Here is a 19828-nt window from a genome sequence, read left to right as displayed (position 1 = left end):
CTGCTCCTTTATCAGTGAGGAAAAACCGGGAAAGTAAACCATAAAAAAAGCGGCTGTTAAGCCGCCTTCATAGTGACAAGTCTCGCAACGTTATTCCAGTACCGGCATCATCTGCGCCGAACGCGATTTGATCGCTTCACGAAGCAGCACGCCGCCGCAGGCAAACATCCCGCCAAGCAGCATGGCGAGCGTGATAATCATCAGCCTGCCCGGTCCATCTTTTCGGATCGGCAAAGAAGGCGACATCTGGTATCTGAACGGCGCAAATTTCACGTCATTGAGGCTGACCTGTTGCAACTGACCCAGCAGATACTCACGGTTCTTAAAGTCTGCGTTCAACTCCGCGACATCTTGTAGGGATTCTTCAATCTGCAATTTTCTGGCGATACCGTTAGCGCCCAGCGTAACGGAGTAATCGGGATCGTCTTTTACCGCCTGGCCGTTACTGAACACCGGCTGCTTGATACCCGCCGCGTTGGCCACCTCCAGCGAATAGCTCAGACGCTGCAAATTGGTGTTATGCGCATTCGTCAGGCGGACGTGATCCAGCGCCAGTTGCTCTTTCATGATCCGCGTTTTTAACTCCAGCGCATTGCGCACATTTTGCATGGTTTCTTTCTGCACAATTGCGGAAACCCAACCGATATACCCGTCAAGGACGGTTTGCGCATCTTTCGCCGTGGGCGCAGTAAAACTTAATGTCCAGGCGTCATATGGCATTTTGTCGGCATTTTTTGCCGTCGCATTGTTCGTCACTTTTAGCTTTTCGGATACGTTGACCACGGCGCGATGTAAGGCCAACGGATCAATATCCGCGTCTTTCAATTGGCCCATGACATAAGGCGAAGTTTTAAGATACTCCTCAAGCAACGACTGCGACTGGAGCTTTTTAATAAACAGATTAAACACATCGCCCCGCGAGATGTTTATTTCAACGCCCAATATCTGTAAATCTGCCAGCGTTTGCCGCAGGTCATACCATTGCGTTTGCTCTGCCGGGGTGACAACAGACTGGCTGGTCCATTTTTGCGGTAAAAGCCATGAGACTGCCGCGCCTAACAGCGCACAGGCGAAAACAACGGCAATAATATGATTTTTAGCGGAAAAGAGGATTTCTACGAGTCTCAGCAGATCGATCTCGTTTTGCCTGACCGCAGGCGGCGCGTAGTCGGCAAAATTAAGTTCCGTATTTTTCTTTATATCCATTGTCGACATATCGGTTCTTCTGATCTTATTAAAATGAAATATAAGCATAAAATGTCACTGACGACGCTTATCATATAAGAACATAAGATTTTTCTGAACAAAATCTTTATAAATTTGCTACCTCCCCACCATTATTGGCAGTATTTCAAGATTGACTTTCAAATAAAGTCAATCTATGTATAGCGCCGCTCACCCCGTGTATTTCTGACCTGCCCGATACGAGCCCCGCTGTTACGTGGGTTAAAATCCTGACTTATTCAAAATTAATCGCCGCTTTAGCTTTTCCCGGCGCATGGAACGTCCTTAACGGCAAGGCACAAACTTGTGATCCACTTTCCACTTCGTTCCGACAGCCGTTTTCTTTTTCGGCTGGCTGCGCTAATTTAAATGAAACACCGTTTCAAACATTAACAGGATCCGTGCATGTTTATTTTTCATAAAGAGACAACGCTGGAAGATCTGGGCAATGGCGTCACCCGCCGGATTCTCGCCCATGACGGCAAAATGATGGCTGTAGAGGTCAACTTTGAAGAAGGGGCCGTGGGCCCGCTGCATAACCATCCCCATGAACAGTTGACCTATGTCCTGTCAGGCGAGTTTGAATTCACCATCGGCGACGAAAAGCACGTCGTCAGCGCAGGGGATACCCTTTACAAAAAGCCTCACGTAATGCACGGCTGCGTTTGTCTCAAGCCTGGCACGTTGCTCGATACCTTCACGCCAGTGCGTGAAGACTTCCTGAAAGCGTAAGCCCGCGCCGTCATCGTCCACCAGCCGACGCAGCTCACAAACCTTCCTGCAGGAAGGTTTTTTTTGCCTCCTCGCCCACAAATTAGCTCACTAATAATTGCTAATAATATTAGTTTTTATAACCTTGAGGCGCGTCCGGTTTCCGCAAATGTCGATAGCGCAGCGGCAATCATGACGTATTTATGTCAATTATGATGAGCATCTCACCTATTTGAAACACCGTTTCGACTTTGATCACATTTCCACCATTATGTGAATGACGACGAAACAAATAGCAATAAAATAAATTAAAACGATGTTTTACAAATCAAGAACGGCGGTTCATTTAATCGAGCCGCGCTGAGGGTTGAGATTAATAAAGTATTCTAAATCAGTGACTAACAAGGAAGGCTGACAGAACGAATACGCAGAGAACACAGGCGACTACGCCGTCTTGACCGGGCGTGGTCGGTAACATCCGGTTCCATTTTTTACTAATCATCGTCAGGTAGGTCGCTATGAATGAAAACAGGATGCTTGGGCTGGCATGGATATCACCCTATATCATCGGGCTGATTATCTTTACCGCCTTTCCGTTCGTTTCATCTTTCTTCCTCAGTTTTACTGAGTACGATTTGATGAGCCCTCCGGTGTTTAACGGAGTGGAGAACTATCGCTATATGTTTACCGAAGACACGCTGTTCTGGAAATCGATGGGCGTGACCTTTGCCTATGTCTTTTTAACGATCCCCTTAAAACTGGCCTTTGCGTTAGGGATTGCGTTTGTTCTGAACTTTAAATTACGCGGCATTGGCTTTTTCCGCACCGCCTATTATATCCCGTCGATTCTCGGCAGCTCCGTGGCTATCGCCGTATTGTGGCGCGCTCTGTTTGCTATTGACGGTCTGCTGAATAGCTTTATTGGCGTATTTGGATTCGACCCAGTGAACTGGCTCGGCGAACCGTCGCTGGCGCTGATGTCCGTTACCCTGCTGCGCGTCTGGCAGTTTGGCTCAGCGATGGTGATCTTCCTCGCGGCGTTACAGAACGTACCGCAGTCGCAGTATGAAGCGGCAATGATCGATGGTGCGTCAAAATGGCAGATGTTTATGAAAGTGACCGTACCGCTGATTACGCCGGTGATTTTCTTCAACTTTATTATGCAAACCACCCAGGCGTTCCAGGAGTTTACCGGCCCGTATGTCATCACCGGCGGCGGTCCGACCTACTCCACCTATCTGTTCTCGCTCTACATCTACGACACCGCGTTTAAATACTTTGATATGGGCTACGGCGCAGCGCTGGCCTGGATCCTGTTCCTGGTCGTTGCGGTGTTTGCCGCCATCGCCTTTAAGTCGTCGAAATACTGGGTGTTCTATTCTGCCGATAAGGGAGGCAAAAATGGCTGATATTCAGGAAATTACATCAGCACAGAGCGTGGCTGAACGTGAAGTGGCGCGTACCCTGCGCCGTGAGAAAATCAACGCCACCGTTCGCTACATCATTCTGCTCTTCGTCGGCCTGCTGATGCTGTATCCACTGGTGTGGATGTTTTCGGCGTCGTTCAAACCGAACCACGAGATCTTCACCACCCTCAGTCTGTGGCCCGCGCACGCCACCTGGGACGGTTTTGTGAACGGCTGGAAAACCGGTACGGAATACACCTTTGGCCATTACATGCTGAATACCTTTAAGTATGTCATCCCGAAAGTGATTTTGACCATTATCTCTTCCACCATCGTGGCCTACGGCTTTGCCCGCTTTGAGATCCCGTGGAAGAAATTCTGGTTCGCTACCCTTATCGCCACCATGCTGTTGCCGAGCACTGTATTGCTGATCCCGCAGTATCTGATGTTCCGCGAAATGGGCATGCTGAACAGCTATATGCCGCTGTACCTGCCGCTGGCCTTCGCCACTCAGGGGTTCTTCGTCTTCATGCTGATCCAGTTTTTACGCGGGGTGCCGCGTGATATGGAAGAGGCGGCGCAGATTGACGGCTGTAACTCCTTCCAGGTGTTGTGGTACGTGGTGGTGCCCATTCTTAAACCGGCGATTATCTCGGTTGCGCTGTTCCAGTTCATGTGGTCGATGAACGACTTTATCGGGCCGCTGATCTATGTCTACAGCGTGGATAAATATCCGATCGCACTGGCGCTGAAAATGTCCATCGACGTCACCGAAGGCGCGCCGTGGAACGAAATTCTGGCAATGGCGAGTATCTCCATTCTGCCATCCATCATCGTCTTCTTCCTGGCACAGCGCTACTTCGTACAGGGCGTGACCAGCAGCGGAATTAAAGGTTAAGAGGGAAATACCATGGCTGAAGTGATTTTCAACAAACTGGAAAAGGTGTACTCCAACGGCTTCAAAGCGGTACATGCTATCGACCTTAAAATCGCCGAAGGGGAATTTATGGTGATCGTCGGGCCATCCGGCTGCGCCAAATCCACCACCCTGCGAATGCTGGCAGGGCTGGAGACCATTAGCGGCGGTGAAGTGCGCATCGGCGATAAGATCGTTAACAATCTGGCGCCAAAAGAGCGCGGTATTGCGATGGTGTTCCAGAACTACGCGCTTTACCCGCACATGACGGTGCGCGAAAACCTCGCCTTTGGCCTCAAGCTAAGCAAAATGCCAAAAGATCAGATTGACGCGCAGGTGAATGAAGCCGCGAAGATCCTCGAACTGGAAGAGTTGCTTGACCGTCTGCCGCGACAGCTTTCCGGTGGTCAGGCGCAGCGTGTGGCGGTTGGCCGGGCGATTGTGAAGAAGCCAGACGTATTCCTTTTCGACGAGCCGCTGTCGAACCTCGACGCCAAGCTGCGCGCCTCTATGCGCATCCGCATTTCCGACCTGCACAAGCAGCTAAAGAAATCAGGTAAACCGGCGACCACGGTTTATGTCACGCACGACCAGACCGAAGCGATGACCATGGGCGACCGCATCTGCGTGATGAAGCTCGGGCATATCATGCAGGTCGATACGCCGGATAACCTTTACCACAAGCCGAAAAACATGTTTGTGGCGGGCTTTATCGGCGCGCCGGAAATGAACATTCGCCCCAGTAAACTGGTGGATGAAGCGGGACGTCTGGCGCTGACCATTGGCAACGAAACGCTGCCCCTGAGCGAAACGCTGCAGGAAAAAATTTCCGCCAGCCAGGGGCAGGACGTGTTTTACGGTATTCGCCCGGAATTTGTCGCGCTTTCTGACGAGCCGTTTACCGAAGGAAGTTGCAGCGGTGAGATGGTGCGCGTGGAAAACATGGGACATGAATTCTTCGTCTACCTGAAGGTGTCTGACTACGAGCTGACCGCCCGCATTCCTTCGGATAAAGCTAAACCGATGATTGAAAAGGGACTTCATCGTAAGGTGTATTTCACGTTCGACATGAATAAGTGTCATATCTTTGACGCAAAAACTGAACAGAACATCTCTCTCTGACTGGAGTTATAAAAATGAAAAAAGTGCTTTTAAGCGCCGCTATCTCCGCTACCCTGGGTCTGACTGCTATGCCTTCTATGGCGCAAAACGTCGATTTACGTATGTCCTGGTGGGGCGGCAATGGCCGCCATCAGGTGACGTTGAAAGCCCTCGAGGCGTTCCACAAGCAAAACCCGGATATCAACGTTAAGGCGGAATATACCGGCTGGGACGGTCACCTGTCGCGTCTGACGACGCAGATTGCGGGCGGCACTGAGCCGGACGTGATGCAGACCAACTGGAACTGGCTGCCGATCTTCTCGAAAACCGGTGACGGCTTCTACGATCTGAACAAAATGAAAGAGGTGATCGACCTCAGCCAGTTCGATCCGAAAGAATTACGTTCGACCACCGTGAACGGCAAGCTGAACGGCATTCCGATCTCCGTGACCGCCCGCGTATTCTATTTTAATGATGAAACCTGGAAAAAAGCGGGTGTCGAATACCCGAAGACCTGGGATGAACTGATGGCGGCGGGGAAAGCGTTCGAGAGTAAACTGGGTAAGCAATATTATCCGGTGGTGCTTGAGCATCAGGATACGCTGGCGCTACTGAATTCTTATATGATTCAGAAATACAACATTCCTGCGGTCGATGAGAAAACCAAAAAATTCTCTTACAGCAAAGCGCAATGGGTGGAATTTTTCCAGACCTATAAAAAGCTGATCGACAGTCACGTGATGCCGGACACCAAATACTACGCGTCATTTGGTAAGAGTAACATGTACGAGATGAAGCCGTGGATTCAGGGTGAATGGGGCGGTACCTATATGTGGAACTCCACCATCACCAAATACTCTGACAACCTGAAGCCACCGGCGAAGCTGGAGCTGGGTAATTACCCGATGCTGCCGGGCGCGACCGATGCGGGTCTGTTCTTTAAACCGGCGCAGATGCTGTCAATCGGTAAGTCCACCAAAAACCCGGAAGCAGCAGCGAAACTGATCAACTTCTTACTGAACAGTAAAGAGGGCGTCGAGACGCTGGGACTGGAGCGCGGCGTGCCGTTGAGCAAAGCGGCAGTCGCGATCCTGACTCAGGATGGCACCATCAAAGAGGACGATCCGTCGGTAGCGGGCCTGCGTCTGGCGCAGTCTCTGCCGGCGAAACTGACCGTATCGCCATACTTTGACGATCCGCAGATTGTTGCGCAGTTCGGCACCTCTTTGCAGTATATCGACTACGGTCAAAAAACGGTGGAAGAAACGGCAGCGGACTTCCAGCGCCAGGCCGAACGTATCCTGAAACGCGCGATGCGTTGATATCAACCTGCCGGGTGGCGGCTTCGCCTACCCGGCCTACAAATTGTGCGTTGATGTAAAACGCGCGCCAGTGCCTGCCATAATCGGTAGGCCCGGAAAGCACAGCGCCACCGGGCAATAACCTCACACCCCAATATTTCTTAACTTCTCACCGGCCATCAGCTTACGTTCAATATGTTCCAGGGTGACGTTTTTGGTTTCCGGAATCAGCCAGAAGGTAATGCCGATAAACGCCACGTTCAGCGCGGTATAAAGCCAGAAGGTGCCCGCAGCGCCGATGCTGTCGAGCAGGGTCAGGAAGGTTGCGCCGATAATCATGTTCGACACCCAGTTCGTGGTGGTTGAGCAGGTAATACCAAAGTCGCGGCATTTCAGCGGCTGAATTTCCGAACACAGGATCCATACCACCGGCGCGGCGCTCATCGCATAACCGGCAATACACATCATGGTCATGCCCACGGAAAGCCAGGACAGGCCGCTTGAGGCTGTGCCGTTATCAAACTGCATCAGGCAGTAACCCAGCACCAGCGTACCGAGCGCCATCACACTGAAGCCGATTTTCAACGCCGGTTTACGTCCGGCTTTATCAACGGTGAACACCGCAATAAAGGTAGCGAACATAAAGGTCAGACCGACCACCAGCGTGGCGATCATCTGCTGTTCGGTAGTGGTAAAACCCGCCATTTTAAAAATGCGCGGCGCGTAATACATGATGATGTTCATACCGGTAAACTGCTGCATCGCCTGCAATAACATGCCAAGGAACACCGCCCTGCGCACATTACGGTTGACCCTGAACAGTGCCCAACCGCCCTGCTTCAGCTTCAGGCTTTCCCGAATCTCATTTAGCTCCTCGCGGGCTTTTTCCGACGTATCACGCAGCATACGCAGTATTTCTTCGGCTTCAATATGACGACCTTTTTGCGCCAGCCAGCGCGGACTGTTAGGCAGAAAAACCACCAGCACGATCAGCACTACTGCCGGCAGCGCCAGCACGCCCAGCATTGCGCGCCAGTTGCCACTGTAGCTGAACGCAGTATCGGATAAAAACGCCAGCACAATGCCCAGTGTAACCATCAGTTGATACATGCTGATCATCTTGCCGCGTACATGTTCACTTGCCATTTCAGACAGATAAAGCGGCGCCGTGTACGAGGCGATCCCTACGGCGACGCCCAACACCACGCGTGCGACGATCAGTATCTCTACGCTGGTAGCGAACGCCGATCCCAATGAACCGACGACAAAGAGGATCGCCCCGGCCATCAGGCTGTATTTACGCCCCAGCCGGAAGGAGAGCCAGCCATTGAACAACGCGCCAATCGCCGCGCCGAGCATCATGCTGCTGACCACCCACTCCTGCAGGCGACTGGTCAACACAAAGTGATCGGTGATAAACGGCAACGCGCCGGCAATCACCCCAATATCCAGACCAAAAAGCAAACCCGCCACGGCAGCCGAGACGGACACAAACAGGTTCATGCGGCGCGTATCGCGCAGCGTTAAAGCAGAGTCATTATTGATTGAAACCATTTTTTCCTGCCACAACAGAGTAAGACATGATCAAAAAGTACGGTATTCGTCAGCGAGGTGTCAGGCAGGAAACGGCATAAACATGGACGAAATGGCTACGCAGTAGCGTTATGTGATGGACATTACACTTTCAAAAATATTTGCTTATCTGGCTGGATTTTATATCTTTATGATTATTAATGCTTTTAATAAATAACAATGAAAACTGCCCGTGTGGCGTATGGATTAATGACTAATCTGAGTATGGACTATGCTCACGAAGTGATAAAAAAAAACCCTGCCCGAAGGCAGGGTTTCAGCGCTCACGCCAGACGGATTAACGCGCCAGCCAGCCGCCGTCAACCGCGACGGTATAGCCGTTGATATAATCAGATGCGCTGGAAGCCAGGAAAACCACCGGCCCCATCAGATCGCTTGGCAGACCCCAACGACCCGCCGGAATACGGTCGAGAATTTCCGCGCTACGCTGTTCATCAGCGCGCAACTGCTGGGTATTGTTGGTCGCCATATAGCCAGGGGCGATCGCGTTCACGTTGATGTTGTGCTTCGCCCACTCGTTCGCCATCAGACGGGTCACGCCCATCACGCCGCTTTTTGACGCGGTATAAGACGGTACGCGAATGCCGCCCTGGAAGGAAAGCATCGAAGCGATGTTAATGATTTTGCCGCCGTTGCCCTGCGCGATGAAGTGCTTCGCCGCAGCCTGAGACATAAAGAACACGCTCTTAATGTTAAGGTTCATCACGTCATCCCAGTCTTTTTCGCTGAAGTTGATTGCATCTTCGCGACGGATCAGACCGGCGTTGTTTACCAGAATATCGATATGACCGAATTCAGCCACCGCGCGCTCCAGCAGCGCCGGAATGCCGTCGATCTGACGCAGGTCAGCGGTCAGGCTTAAAAAGCGACGTCCCAGCGCAGTAACGCGTTCGATCGTTTCCGTCGGTTCAACGATGTTAATCCCGACGATATCGCAGCCCGCTTCCGCCAGGCCGAGCGCCATGCCCTGGCCCAGGCCGGTGTCGCAACCGGTCACTACCGCGACTTTACCTTCGAGTGAGAATGCATTCAAAATCATTGTAAATCCTTAATATTATTCATGCCTGTCACGGACAGGCGTTGTACGCGCCCGCGACTAGCGGAGATCTTTTACCGCAACGTGATCCATGTCATCGAAGACCTGGTTCTCACCCACCATTCCCCAAATGAAGGTATAGGCTTTGGTACCCACCCCGGAGTGAATCGACCAGCTCGGAGAAATGACCGCCTGCTCGTTGTGCATTACGATATGGCGAGTTTCCTGAGGCTGCCCCATCATATGGAAGACGCAGGTGTCTTCTTCCATATTGAAATAGAAGTACACTTCCATGCGGCGTTCATGCGTGTGACACGGCATGGTATTCCACAGGTTACCCGGCGCCAGTTCGGTAAGCCCCATGCTGAGCTGGCAGGTTTCCAGCACATCCGGCACGAAATATTTATTAATAGTGCGGCGATTGCTGGTGAGATTGTCACCGAGCGTGACCGGCGCAACATCGGCTGGCGTCACTTTTTTGGTGGGGTATGTGGTGTGTGCCGGAGCGCAGTTGTAGTAGAACTTGGCGGGCGTAGCGCTGTCGACGCTGGCGAAAACCACTTCCTTCGCCCCTTTGCCGACATACAGCGCGTCGCGATGGCCGATTTCGTAGCACTGGCCGTCAACGGTAATGGTGCCCGCGCCGCCAATGTTGATCACGCCCAGTTCACGACGCTCAAGAAAGTAGGTCACACCCAGTTGTTTACCGACTTCGCCGCCGACAGACACCGTTTTCGCCACAGGCATGATGCCGCCAACGATAATGCGGTCAATGTGGCTATAAACCATGGTGTATTCGTCAGCCACGAACACTTTCTCAACTAAAAACTCTTTGCGTAGCCCCTGGGTATCCAGTGTTTTGGCGTGCGCGCTGTGAATACTTTGTCTTACGTCCACATTTACCTCCAGTATGAACCGAGCCGGAATTCCTGTACGGAGAGCGAAACGCTGTTCCGTTTTACATTATGGCTCATGATATCCCTCCGGGAACGGCTTTTCAATTACAAATAAAACATCGTTTCACTTTTTCTGCATGTTATTATCAAAAGTGTAAGTGCGATCACGCTCGTTTTCTGAAATTGCGTCACAGTTTAGAAAAATCCTATTTAAAAACAAAAGGCTATATAGGGAGTGGTAAATATACCCCCCTCGTTGATTCCCTAAGTCCGTGAAATCCATCCGCTTTATTTTTGCTTTTTCGAAGTAAAGTGCGCTGTCAATCACATACAATGAAACAGCGTTTTGATATTTTGATACTCGCTTTTTAAACCTATCATAAATCTGGGTACTGCCGCGGGTCTTTTCCCCCGCCACGGTAAAAAGGAGTGCATCATGGCTAAAGGCATGCGGGTCAAACTGAACTATGAGGTCAGTCGCGATCCGGATACAGGCGTGGAAGTTACGCGTCTGACCCCACCGGAAGTAACGTGTCACCGAAACTACTTTTATCAAAAATGTTTCTTTAATGACGGTAGCCACCTGCTGTTCGCTGGGGAGTTTGACGGCCACTGGAACTACTATTTACTCGACATTGCAAAAGCCGAGGCCGTTCAGTTAACCGAAGGCGCGGGCGACAACACCTTTGGCGGCTTTTTATCTCCGGATGATAGCGCGCTGTATTACGTGAAAAACGATCGTACGCTGTTTGAAGTCAATCTCAGTACCCTGGCCGAGCGTGAAGTGTATCGCGTACCGGATGAATGGGTCGGCTATGGCACCTGGGTGGCAAATAGCGACTGTACGAAGCTGGTCGGCATTGAGATTGCCAAACGCGACTGGACGCCGCTGAACGACTGGAAAATCTTCCACGACTTTTTCCATAAAGGTCCACACTGTCGCTTGCTGCGGGTGGATCTGAGAAGTGGAGAAAGCGCGGTCATTCATGAAGAAAAGATCTGGCTGGGCCATCCGATCTATCGCCCCTTTGACGACAATACCGTCGCGTTTTGCCATGAGGGACCACACGATCTGATCGACGCGCGGATGTGGCTGGTTAACGAAGAGGGTAGCAATATCCGCAAAGTGAAAGATCATGCAGAAGGCGAAAGTTGCACCCATGAGTTCTGGGTGCCAAACGGCTCCGCGTTGGTGTATGTTTCCTATCTGAAAGGGCAGCAGGGACGCACAATTTCCAGCTATAACCCCGACACCGGCATCAATGAAGACATTATGCCAATGCCAGCCTGCTCGCATCTGATGAGTAACTTTGACGGCACGTTGCTGGTCGGCGATGGCTCCGGTACACCGGTAGACGTCAAAGACACTGGCGGATACACCATTGATAACGACCCCTATTTATACGGCTTTGACGTGGCGAAAAAAGCCTATTTCCGGATTGCCCGTCACGATACCTCATGGGCGACAGTCGCTAACAGCCGCCAGGTAACCCACCCGCATCCGTCGTTTACTCCGGACGATCGCGCGGTATTATTCAGCTCTGACAAAGACGGCAAACCGGCAATTTATCTCGCCAGACTGCCCGAACAACCGGAATTATTGCGACTGTGAGATTGAGCGCCTGTTCCGCAGGCGCGACCTGTGTGCTTCTGTAACTGGCCTTGCCCTCCTCCTGGAGGGCTTTTTTTATGGCTAACTTTGCTGAATGTTCGATGGGTTTATTTCGCGGTGATGCCTGGCGCCCCCGGCAATAACGAAAAAACCCCGGCTGACTGCGCCGGGGGAATAAGACAATGAGGGTACCGCTGAATCAGAACGAATAAGCGACGCCCACACGGAAGCGGGTCTGACGTTCGTCAGAGGTTTTCACCCCCACGTTCCCCACTTCGACATAAGGCGCCCAGTTTTTATCCCATTTATACGCCAGCTTGGCGTTGTATTCGTTGGAGTAGGTTTTGTTGTTATTGCGAATTTCGCCTTCAGTACTTTTGGCGTAAACATAGTTTAGTTCGGTACGCCAGTCGCCCATGACCCAACCAATCCACGCATCGCCACGGTTAACTTTGTCATCGTCTTTATTATCGCTTGACGGATAACGTGTGTATTCATAACGGTAACGCGCCGCGACATAAAATCCATTTTCGAAGCTGTACTGCACGTGAATGTTCGGCTTGTAAATGGTGCGGCTGTCGGTGCTTTCCAGCGTCATCGCCGGTGTGATGGCAATATTGTCAGTCGCCTTCCAGCGCCAGCTCAGTGAGTCTTCGTGGCCGTTACCCACAACGTCAGAGAATGGCTGATCGGCTTTATCTCCGCCAGATTTCCATTTTGCTTCAACAGAAAAACCGACGCCGTTATCGAAACGGTGCGACACCGCCACACGGTCGGCGTTGGTGCCGCTATCAATATACTCATGACGCAAGTCGACAGTCACCGCTTGCGCGGCAAACGACGCACCAATTAATGACGCAAGGCCCAGAGTTTTTTTAAACATATCCTATCCTCAAATTAAAATGATGTTTCTTTTTTATGGAATTGCATTTTATTTTTTTGACACCATCATTTTAGTGATCGCGATCGTAATTATTTGTTTCAAAAAAAATGGACGTCCGTGGCGTGATGAATATCAAACAAAAAAGCCTTCCAACGCCATAAATAACGATTACGGTCACGTTTTAATTTAATTAAAACTCATCCCGGGAATTTAATTTAAATAAATAAGCATTAAAAACAAGAAATTACAGAATTACACGCTTAATAACCTGCGTTACTTTATGATTTATAACTATCAACCGATTGATTATTATAAAACAGGGTCTGTTTGAAAAATAAAGGATGGGTTTCGAAAACAGCAGATGTTTACGGATAGGATTTTACTTATTTCAAAACAATGCGCGTGAATGCCGTCACATTTTATATAACGGCATTAAAGGGATTAATATAAAAAAGGGAAAAGAAATGAAATTAATCGTTAATCGCGCTCAATAGCTAACGCGACGCCTTGCCCACCGCCAATGCACAGGGTCGCCAGGCCTTTCCGGGCGTTCCGCTTGACCATCTCATGGACCAGCGACACCAGAATCCGGCAGCCGGACGCGCCGATAGGATGCCCCAGCGCAATCGCTCCTCCGTTGACGTTAACCCGCCGCTCATCCCATTCCAGCATTTTCCCGACGGAAAGCGCCTGCGCCGCAAACGCTTCGTTCGCTTCGATTAAATCCACATCGGCCAGTTGCCAGCCGACCCGCTCAAGACAGCGGCGAGTGGCATAGACCGGCGCAATCCCCATCAGCGCAGGGTCTACGCCAACGCTGGCGAACGCACGTATACGCGCCAGTACCGGTAAGTTTAACGCCTGAGCTTTTGCTTCGCTCATCATCATCACCGCCGCCGCCCCATCATTGATCGATGAAGCGTTGCCGGCGGTCACGGAACCACGTAAATCAAAAGCCGGATCGAGCCTTGCCAACCCTTCTGCGCTGGCGTCGGTTCGCGGCTGTTCGTCGGTATCGACAACCACGGTTTGCCCGTTACGCTGCGTTACCACCGGCACGATCTCGGCTTTAAAACGCCCGGCGTCGATCGCCGCGCGCGCCTTTCGTTGTGAGCTGAGCGCATAAGCATCCTGCAATTCACGGCTGATACCGTATTCCCGCGCCAGATTTTCGGCGGTGACGCCCATATGATAATCATTGAACGCATCCCACAAACCATCATGCACCAGGCTGTCCACCAGTTGGCTGTTGCCAAGTTGCGCGCCCGTTCGGCTGTCGGTGAGTACATGCGGCGCCCGGCTCATATTCTCCTGTCCACCAGCAATCACAATGTCGGCTTCACCGCACTGGATCGCCTGTGTCGCCAGATGCAGCGCCTTCAGCCCGGAGCCGCAGACGTCGTTAATCGTGATAGCAGAAACCGTGTTCGGCAGCCCGCCTTTAATTGCCGACTGACGCGCCGGGTTTTGCCCAGCCCCTGCGGTAAGCACCTGGCCGAGGATCACTTCGTCAACGGCATGCGCATTTACGCCGCTGCTGTCGATCAACGCCCGAACCACCATACTGCCAAGCTCCACGGCAGAATGACGCGCCAGCGTTCCCTGAAAGCAACCAATGGGCGTGCGTAACGCCCCCACGATCACAACCTCTTTCATTACGACCTCTGCGCAAAAGAACACCGCAATAGTAGAGGATTGTTAAAAATAGTTATCTTGATTGTTTAAGAAAGGTGAGTTTTATCACAAAGGAAATCCTTCTGCCGCCTTCACTCCCCCATACCACCCTGCTGGAGATGGTATCTCAACCAGCTTCCAGCCGCGCCAGGCGGAGATTTTTTATTCCAGAGCAGATCGATTGAGATTGCCCTGGGCCAGCCGGGCACATCCAACTGCACCAGCGGTTTTTCCGCCGCAAACTCTTCAACAAGCGCACAAGGTAGCGCGCACCAGCCAAACCCCTGTACAGCCATACTGAGTAACAACAGATAGTTTGGCGCGGACCACACCGGGCCACGGGCAAGCTGGGCGCCATTATCCAGATACGTGTTAAGCCGCAGCTCGCGCCAGGTATGCAACCTGTCCCACTCAACTTTTTCCTCACCGGCCAGGGGATGTGAGGCGGCGACGTAAAGGCCCATCCAGGTTTGCATCGGCAGGCGGGTCGCACCAATGTCGGTAGGATAATGATCCTTCGCTTCCGTCAAACCGACCTGCGCCCGTTCTTTTTGCAACAGGTCGATAACGTCGACATCTTCACCAATCAGACACTCAAATTCCGTATGAGGAAACTGGCGGTCAAACTGCGCCATCAACGCTTCGAGAACGTCCGGATGCAGGGTATCCGAGAGAACAAACGTCAGGCGCGCTTCGGTCTTGCCTGCCAGCGACAGCGCCACCTCATCCAGCCGATCGCTGGCGGACAAGATAGCCTGAACGTAGCCGAGCACTTTCTTACCTTCTTCGGTAAGTACCGGCTGGCGCGAGGTGCGATCGAACAACGTAATGCCAAGATCGGCCTCAAGATGTGCAATCGCTGTACTGACGGTGGACTGACTTTTGCGCAGCCTGCGCGCCGCCGCGGAAAACGATCCGCAGGCAACCGTCTCGACAAACGCGGTCAGTGCTTCAGGGGAATAACGCATGAACTATCTACTTTATCGATGGATTCTATCTTTTAGATATCACATTAAACGATAAAATGCTCGCCATTCCCTGTTCCGGGCGTTTTTCAAAAGGTGAAGTATGCAACACAACGATATTCAACGCAGATCGCTACTGGAGCGCGTTTTTCACGCCGTCTGTTTTGAGGGGATCGCCACGGCGATCCTCGCGCCCACAGCCGCATGGTTAATGCAGCGTTCGGTGCTGGAAATGGGAGGATTGACGATCCTGCTGGCGACCACGGCGATGATCTGGAATATCATTTATAACGCTTTGTTTGATCGCGTCTGGCCCGCGCATCTGCTCAAACGCACAGCCAGAGTGCGGGCGCTCCACGCGCTGGGTTTTGAGTGCGGATTTATTGTGATCGGCGTGAGCATCGTCGCGTATGTTCTGCGCGTCAGCCTGCTACAGGCGTTTACACTCGAAATCGGTTTCTTCCTGTTCTTCCTGCCCTATACCATGTTGTACAACTGGATGTATGACACCCTGCGCGCGCGGATTGTGAAGCGTCGCCAGCAGCGCGTTACTGCCTGATTATTCACTGAATTGCCGGGATCCTTGCGCTTCCGGCAGTTTCTGCCGCCATACCCCCTTCCCTTCTCTGCTCACTCATTACGCCCATTTATGGTAAATTGCGCTTCTTTTTGTTTAATTTATAGTTGATACGTTCAAATAATGTCGAAAATTTGGTCAAAAGAAGAAACGCTCTGGAGCTTCGCCTTATATGGTACGGCCGTGGGCGCTGGAACATTGTTTCTGCCTATCCAGCTCGGTTCGGCAGGGGCGATTGTTCTGTTTATCACTGCGCTGGTCGCCTGGCCGTTGACATACTGGCCGCACAAAGCGTTGTGTCAGTTCATTCTCTCTTCAAAAACGTCCGCGGGCGAAGGCATTACCGGCGCGGTGACGCACTATTACGGTAAGAAGATCGGCAGCCTGATCACCGCGCTGTACTTTATCGCTTTCTTTGTCGTGGTGTTGATCTATGCCGTCGCCATTACCAACTCACTGACCGAACAATTAGCCAAACATATCGCCATTAACACCGGCGTGCGGATGGCGGTCAGTTTTGGCGTGGTGCTTATCCTGAACCTGATTTTCCTGATGGGCCGTCATGCGACGATTCGGGTAATGGGATTTCTGGTTTTCCCGCTTATCGCGTACTTTTTATTTCTCTCGTTGTATTTGACCGGCAGTTGGCAGCCCTCGCTGCTCACCGGACAAATGGCGTTTGATCAGCACACGCTGCATCAGGTATGGATCTCCATTCCAGTGATGGTTTTCGCTTTTAGCCATACGCCCATTATTTCGACGTTTGCCATCGACAGACGTGAGAAATATGGCGAGCAGGCCATGGGTAAATGCAAAAAAATCATGAAGGTCGCGTATCTGATCATCTGCCTGAGCGTGCTGTTCTTTGTCTTTAGTTGCCTGCTGTCTATTCCCCCTTCCTATATAGAAGCGGCGAAAGCAGAAGGCGTGACGATCCTTTCGGCGTTATCAATGATGCCCCATGCCCCCGCCTGGCTGTCGATTTCCGGTATCGTGGTCGCCGTGGTGGCCATGTCGAAGTCTTTCCTGGGTACCTATTTTGGGGTGATTGAAGGGGCGACCGAAGTGGTCAGAACCGGTTTACAGCAAGTTGGTGTGAAGAAAAGCCGCGCCTTCAACCGCGCGCTGTCGATTCTTCTGGTTTCCGCCATCACCTTCGTGATTTGCTGCATCAACCCGAATGCGATCTCAATGATTTATGCCATTAGCGGACCGCTGATCGCCATGATTCTGTTTATCATGCCGACCCTGTCGACATATCTCATCCCGGCTTTAAAACCCCATCGCTCACTGGGCAATCTGATCACCCTGATTGTCGGGCTGCTCTGCGTGTCGGTCATGTTTTTCGGCTAGTTTCAGACGGCCCGCAAGGGCCGTTATTCCTCATCACTGCACAGCAGTGAGGGCGCGCCGATAGTGGAGAACGCCCATCCTTCCTTCCACGACTTTATCACCAGCGAAAACGTCGTATCGTCGGTCAGGTAAATGGGCGGCATCGCTCTGATCCCGGCGGTCTGCAATAGCTCATCAGTGGGAAAGCGTACCAGTTTATTCGTATGAAGAATGTAATTGTCGCGCACGTTCTGATAGGTGAAATAGGCTATCCGGCTGACTTTATAATGCGCATCGTTGTGCATTACCAGTTCGCCGGTCACAATCACCACCCCCTCTCCGCCCTGCATTTGAAAGTCCAAATCCCCTTTGAACATTTCATCATTCACCTCCCAGACCACTCGCCCGTTACAGTTAATATGTGGCTGGCGCAGTTCTGAGTACCAATAAGCCGCCCCGGTCGCGAGAACCAGGAGAATAACCAACATCAGCGAGATCGTTTTAGTTTTCATTATGAATGGAGTACCAGGTTGTGCATTGCGCGGCGGGATCGAGTCGAATATCCGTTTGACAAACGATAGCGCCAATATTTTTCGCCTTGCTCATCCCTGAAATAAAAACAAAACTATGATGATGACAAATATCTTTATTTCGCCCCATAAACTGCACATACCGTGTATCTAATGCCCTCTTACCATGTAATAACACTGTGCACGAAGATATTGAGGTTGCATCAAGAAGTGTATAAGCGGAAAAAAGGGATTCCGCCGGGGTAAATACCGCCACCGAAACCCCGACGCTGGCCAGTAGCGTCGACACCAAAAGCGTCCCGGTAATGAATGTAAGCTTAAAAAAGGAACGTTTTCTGTCGGGGGGAGATTCTGCATGTAATTCCCTGTCAACATTTCCCACGCCTTCCGCAGGAGAAACATCTGTGCAATGAACATTTGCTGAAATCATTATACCGCGGCGGGCAATGGTTTTAATCAGATCGCGTGAAAGCCCCACTTCCGCAAGAGCATTACGTAACGTTAAAACCGTCTGATATAGCGTATTCATTGACGTGATTGTGTTCTTCTCTCCCCAGCCTACTTCAACGAGTTGGTTTTGTGGGATAACCGCCCCTTCATTTTCAATTAAATATAAAAGAATAAAACAGGCGGGTGTTTGCAGCGTGACGCTTTTTTCTGTGATTTTATTGGTTAAGGAGCGGTCACCCGGGTGAAAGTCAACCAGGTTATTAATAGTGTAACATATTGTGTGTGTGGAATTCTCAAGCACCGTGTGCATACTCGCATTTACATGATGAATATCATGCTACAAAAATCTTAAAAAGAGATCACCCTATATATAATAGATGTGCAAACACGATCATGCAATTTCCAGTAAAATTGTTATAAATCAAGAGCATTAAGTTTTAACTGGATCACAAATTCTTAATTAAGACCATTTTAGATGCGTAATGCGGAAGCTCCCGATATCATAGCCTCAGGTTTAAAAAACAAACAGACTGATAAACAAGGCTTTATAATTTAACGCAAGCACAATGTAACAAATACTTCAGACATTGTAACAGATGCTCAACTTTTAACGATAAATGCTATCTGCGGCTATAAAACCAACATTTTTGCAATATAACAATTCCTGGTGGATGTAGCAAAATTCCTGGGTGGCTTTTTGCACGTCTTTTACGCAACCGGATAACACCGCTCAGAATTAGACTAAACGCATTTTTATGTCTACAGCTAAAAACTGTTTTTTTAGGAATAATAGCAATAACGTAATTTTAGGATTTTTACTCTATCGAATACACATTTTGTAGAGTATTGACATGTTTTAAAACGGATGAAATTATCAAATTATCACGGATAGGGGGGCTCTCAATATGGGGCTGGATGAAAAAATAAAAAGACTTACATGTAGTAGTTGTACTTTGCATTGTAAAATAATGCCAGAGAAATCGCCACGTTTACAATATTGCGCCAATGCCTGTTTTTGCATGTGGCCTGAAGAAAGCGTCTATTTTAATAAAGGCATTATTGAAGGTATTTTAGCGAATAATCACAACGCCAGGTTAAGTGGGTATATTTTTGTCGATTTCTCGATCAGCTTTTTACGCCTGTTTTTGGACAAAGAGTGGATTGAATATCTGGCAAGTACCCGTATGGGCATTATCCTTGTTAGCGACAGAAATATGCAGTCGCTGGCAAATTATTGGCGGAAATATCATCCTGCGGTATCCGCCATCATTTATCATGATGATGGACTGGACGTGGCGAATGAAAAAATCCGTCAGGTGTTTATCGGGCGTCATCTGTCGTTCACTAAGGGTAATACCCTGACGCAGATGGAATTCACCATCCTGGGCCATATGGTCGCGGGCAGTACGCCGCATCAGATTTCCCAGGCGCTTGATATGGATATTCGCAGCGTATATGCCTACAAACAGCGCATCGAAAAACGCATGGGTGGACGGATCAACGCATTGTTTATCCACTCTCATTCCGTTTCAGAAGACAAAAATGTCTATTCTGTACTGATGAAAGAGAGTGATTGCACAACGGGACCTTTGCACAGACGTAATTGAGCCCTGGCTCAGGG

Annotated in this window: 18 protein-coding genes; 9 read left to right on the top strand and 9 right to left on the bottom strand. The window is 50.6% G+C overall.

What is annotated here, in order from left to right:
- Positions 1-90: 90 nt before the first annotated feature.
- Positions 91-1215, bottom strand: coding sequence for an LPS O-antigen length regulator Wzz(fepE) (gene wzz(fepE), locus JY391_RS04275; RefSeq protein ID WP_042288943.1), 1125 nt, complete (start codon positions 1213-1215; stop codon positions 91-93).
- Positions 1216-1629: 414 nt separating this feature from the next.
- On the opposite strand from wzz(fepE), the gene JY391_RS04270 reads away from it, so the two are divergent.
- The 5 genes from JY391_RS04270 (at position 1630) to JY391_RS04250 (ending at position 6680) form a co-directional block, all read left to right on the top strand.
- The gene (locus tag JY391_RS04270) at positions 1630-1956 is read left to right on the top strand and encodes a cupin domain-containing protein (protein WP_042288945.1); all 327 of its coding nucleotides are present in this window, start codon (positions 1630-1632) and stop codon (positions 1954-1956) included.
- Positions 1957-2453: 497 nt separating this feature from the next.
- A complete protein-coding gene (locus tag JY391_RS04265) occupies positions 2454-3344 on the top strand; it encodes a carbohydrate ABC transporter permease (protein ID WP_042288949.1) in 891 nt (296 codons plus the stop codon).
- Positions 3337-4239 (top strand): carbohydrate ABC transporter permease, encoded by a 903-nt coding sequence (locus JY391_RS04260; protein WP_042288951.1) that lies wholly within the window; start codon positions 3337-3339, stop codon positions 4237-4239. Before JY391_RS04265 ends, JY391_RS04260 begins: the two co-directional genes overlap by 8 nt.
- A 12-nt stretch (positions 4240-4251) precedes the next feature.
- A complete protein-coding gene (locus JY391_RS04255) occupies positions 4252-5379 on the top strand; it encodes an ABC transporter ATP-binding protein (RefSeq protein WP_181822586.1) in 1128 nt (375 codons plus the stop codon).
- A gap of 14 nt (positions 5380-5393) precedes the next feature.
- Positions 5394-6680, top strand: coding sequence for an ABC transporter substrate-binding protein (locus JY391_RS04250; RefSeq protein WP_060569446.1), 1287 nt, complete (start codon positions 5394-5396; stop codon positions 6678-6680).
- A 123-nt stretch (positions 6681-6803) separates the two neighbouring features.
- Here the strand turns inward: JY391_RS04250 and araE are convergent, their stop codons facing one another.
- The 3 genes from araE to kduI form a co-directional block, all read right to left on the bottom strand.
- Complete coding sequence (gene araE, locus JY391_RS04245) at positions 6804-8213, bottom strand: arabinose-proton symporter AraE (protein WP_211935273.1); 1410 nt, start codon at positions 8211-8213, stop codon at positions 6804-6806.
- A gap of 316 nt (positions 8214-8529) precedes the next feature.
- Positions 8530-9291, bottom strand: coding sequence for a 2-dehydro-3-deoxy-D-gluconate 5-dehydrogenase KduD (gene kduD, locus JY391_RS04240; protein WP_042288962.1), 762 nt, complete (start codon positions 9289-9291; stop codon positions 8530-8532).
- Positions 9292-9348: 57 nt separating this feature from the next.
- The gene (gene kduI, locus JY391_RS04235) at positions 9349-10185 is read right to left on the bottom strand and encodes a 5-dehydro-4-deoxy-D-glucuronate isomerase (protein ID WP_042288966.1); all 837 of its coding nucleotides are present in this window, start codon (positions 10183-10185) and stop codon (positions 9349-9351) included.
- Between the two features lie 435 nt (positions 10186-10620).
- On the opposite strand from kduI, the gene JY391_RS04230 reads away from it, so the two are divergent.
- On the top strand, positions 10621-11796 hold the full coding sequence (locus JY391_RS04230; protein WP_060569449.1) for an oligogalacturonate lyase family protein: 1176 nt from the start codon (positions 10621-10623) through the stop codon (positions 11794-11796).
- Positions 11797-11995: 199 nt separating this feature from the next.
- On the opposite strand, the gene JY391_RS04225 is transcribed toward JY391_RS04230, so the two are convergent.
- The 3 genes from JY391_RS04225 to JY391_RS04215 all read right to left on the bottom strand — a co-directional run bounded on the left by JY391_RS04225 (position 11996) and on the right by JY391_RS04215 (position 15321).
- Positions 11996-12679, bottom strand: coding sequence for an oligogalacturonate-specific porin KdgM family protein (locus JY391_RS04225; protein WP_042288972.1), 684 nt, complete (start codon positions 12677-12679; stop codon positions 11996-11998).
- A 477-nt stretch (positions 12680-13156) separates the two neighbouring features.
- A complete protein-coding gene (locus JY391_RS04220) occupies positions 13157-14335 on the bottom strand; it encodes an acetyl-CoA C-acetyltransferase (protein ID WP_211935272.1) in 1179 nt (392 codons plus the stop codon).
- A 110-nt stretch (positions 14336-14445) separates the two neighbouring features.
- Entirely contained in the window at positions 14446-15321 is an 876-nt protein-coding gene (locus tag JY391_RS04215) for a LysR family transcriptional regulator (RefSeq protein WP_042288975.1), read from the bottom strand.
- Positions 15322-15421: 100 nt separating this feature from the next.
- Here JY391_RS04215 and JY391_RS04210 point away from each other — a divergent pair, with 100 nt between their 5' ends.
- Together JY391_RS04210 and JY391_RS04205 are read left to right on the top strand one after the other, a co-directional pair.
- A complete protein-coding gene (locus JY391_RS04210; protein ID WP_042288976.1) occupies positions 15422-15877 on the top strand; it encodes a multidrug/biocide efflux PACE transporter in 456 nt (151 codons plus the stop codon).
- A 141-nt stretch (positions 15878-16018) separates the two neighbouring features.
- Entirely contained in the window at positions 16019-17248 is a 1230-nt protein-coding gene (locus tag JY391_RS04205; RefSeq protein WP_042288978.1) for an amino acid permease, read from the top strand.
- Between the two features lie 23 nt (positions 17249-17271).
- Here JY391_RS04205 and JY391_RS04200 read toward each other — a convergent pair whose 3' ends face one another.
- Together JY391_RS04200 and JY391_RS04195 are read right to left on the bottom strand one after the other, a co-directional pair.
- Positions 17272-17739 carry a YqeJ family protein gene (locus JY391_RS04200; RefSeq protein WP_060569451.1) on the bottom strand — a complete coding sequence of 156 codons (468 nt, stop codon included), beginning with the start codon at positions 17737-17739 and terminating at the stop codon, positions 17272-17274.
- Positions 17729-18517: a winged helix-turn-helix domain-containing protein gene (locus tag JY391_RS04195; RefSeq protein ID WP_205612309.1), complete on the bottom strand. Its 789-nt coding sequence runs from the start codon at positions 18515-18517 to the stop codon at positions 17729-17731. Before JY391_RS04195 ends, JY391_RS04200 begins: the two co-directional genes overlap by 11 nt.
- Before the next feature lie 595 nt (positions 18518-19112).
- On the opposite strand from JY391_RS04195, the gene JY391_RS04190 reads away from it, so the two are divergent.
- Positions 19113-19814 carry a helix-turn-helix transcriptional regulator gene (locus JY391_RS04190; protein WP_042288985.1) on the top strand — a complete coding sequence of 234 codons (702 nt, stop codon included), beginning with the start codon at positions 19113-19115 and terminating at the stop codon, positions 19812-19814.
- The last annotated feature ends 14 nt before the right edge of the window (positions 19815-19828 follow it).

The sequence above is a fragment of the Citrobacter sedlakii genome (assembly GCF_018128425.1).
Taxonomy (GTDB): domain Bacteria; phylum Pseudomonadota; class Gammaproteobacteria; order Enterobacterales; family Enterobacteriaceae; genus Citrobacter_A; species Citrobacter_A sedlakii.
This window is presented reverse-complemented; position numbering and strand designations above follow the sequence as displayed.

What these genes read in the sequence shown, in the direction of transcription:
- JY391_RS04205 (WP_042288978.1), top strand. Translation starts at nt 16,019, where the DNA reads ATGTCGAAAATTTGGTCAAAAGAAGAAACGCTCTGGAGCTTCGCCTTA.
- JY391_RS04270 (WP_042288945.1), top strand. Translation starts at nt 1,630, where the DNA reads ATGTTTATTTTTCATAAAGAGACAACGCTGGAAGATCTGGGCAATGGC.
- JY391_RS04260 (WP_042288951.1), top strand. Translation starts at nt 3,337, where the DNA reads ATGGCTGATATTCAGGAAATTACATCAGCACAGAGCGTGGCTGAACGT.
- JY391_RS04215 (WP_042288975.1), bottom strand. Translation starts at nt 15,321, where the DNA reads ATGCGTTATTCCCCTGAAGCACTGACCGCGTTTGTCGAGACGGTTGCC.
- JY391_RS04200 (WP_060569451.1), bottom strand. Translation starts at nt 17,739, where the DNA reads ATGAAAACTAAAACGATCTCGCTGATGTTGGTTATTCTCCTGGTTCTC.
- JY391_RS04220 (WP_211935272.1), bottom strand. Translation starts at nt 14,335, where the DNA reads ATGAAAGAGGTTGTGATCGTGGGGGCGTTACGCACGCCCATTGGTTGC.
- JY391_RS04190 (WP_042288985.1), top strand. Translation starts at nt 19,113, where the DNA reads ATGGGGCTGGATGAAAAAATAAAAAGACTTACATGTAGTAGTTGTACT.
- araE (WP_211935273.1), bottom strand. Translation starts at nt 8,213, where the DNA reads ATGGTTTCAATCAATAATGACTCTGCTTTAACGCTGCGCGATACGCGC.
- JY391_RS04255 (WP_181822586.1), top strand. Translation starts at nt 4,252, where the DNA reads ATGGCTGAAGTGATTTTCAACAAACTGGAAAAGGTGTACTCCAACGGC.
- JY391_RS04225 (WP_042288972.1), bottom strand. Translation starts at nt 12,679, where the DNA reads ATGTTTAAAAAAACTCTGGGCCTTGCGTCATTAATTGGTGCGTCGTTT.
- JY391_RS04250 (WP_060569446.1), top strand. Translation starts at nt 5,394, where the DNA reads ATGAAAAAAGTGCTTTTAAGCGCCGCTATCTCCGCTACCCTGGGTCTG.
- JY391_RS04195 (WP_205612309.1), bottom strand. Translation starts at nt 18,517, where the DNA reads ATGCACACGGTGCTTGAGAATTCCACACACACAATATGTTACACTATT.
- kduD (WP_042288962.1), bottom strand. Translation starts at nt 9,291, where the DNA reads ATGATTTTGAATGCATTCTCACTCGAAGGTAAAGTCGCGGTAGTGACC.
- JY391_RS04210 (WP_042288976.1), top strand. Translation starts at nt 15,422, where the DNA reads ATGCAACACAACGATATTCAACGCAGATCGCTACTGGAGCGCGTTTTT.
- JY391_RS04265 (WP_042288949.1), top strand. Translation starts at nt 2,454, where the DNA reads ATGAATGAAAACAGGATGCTTGGGCTGGCATGGATATCACCCTATATC.
- JY391_RS04230 (WP_060569449.1), top strand. Translation starts at nt 10,621, where the DNA reads ATGGCTAAAGGCATGCGGGTCAAACTGAACTATGAGGTCAGTCGCGAT.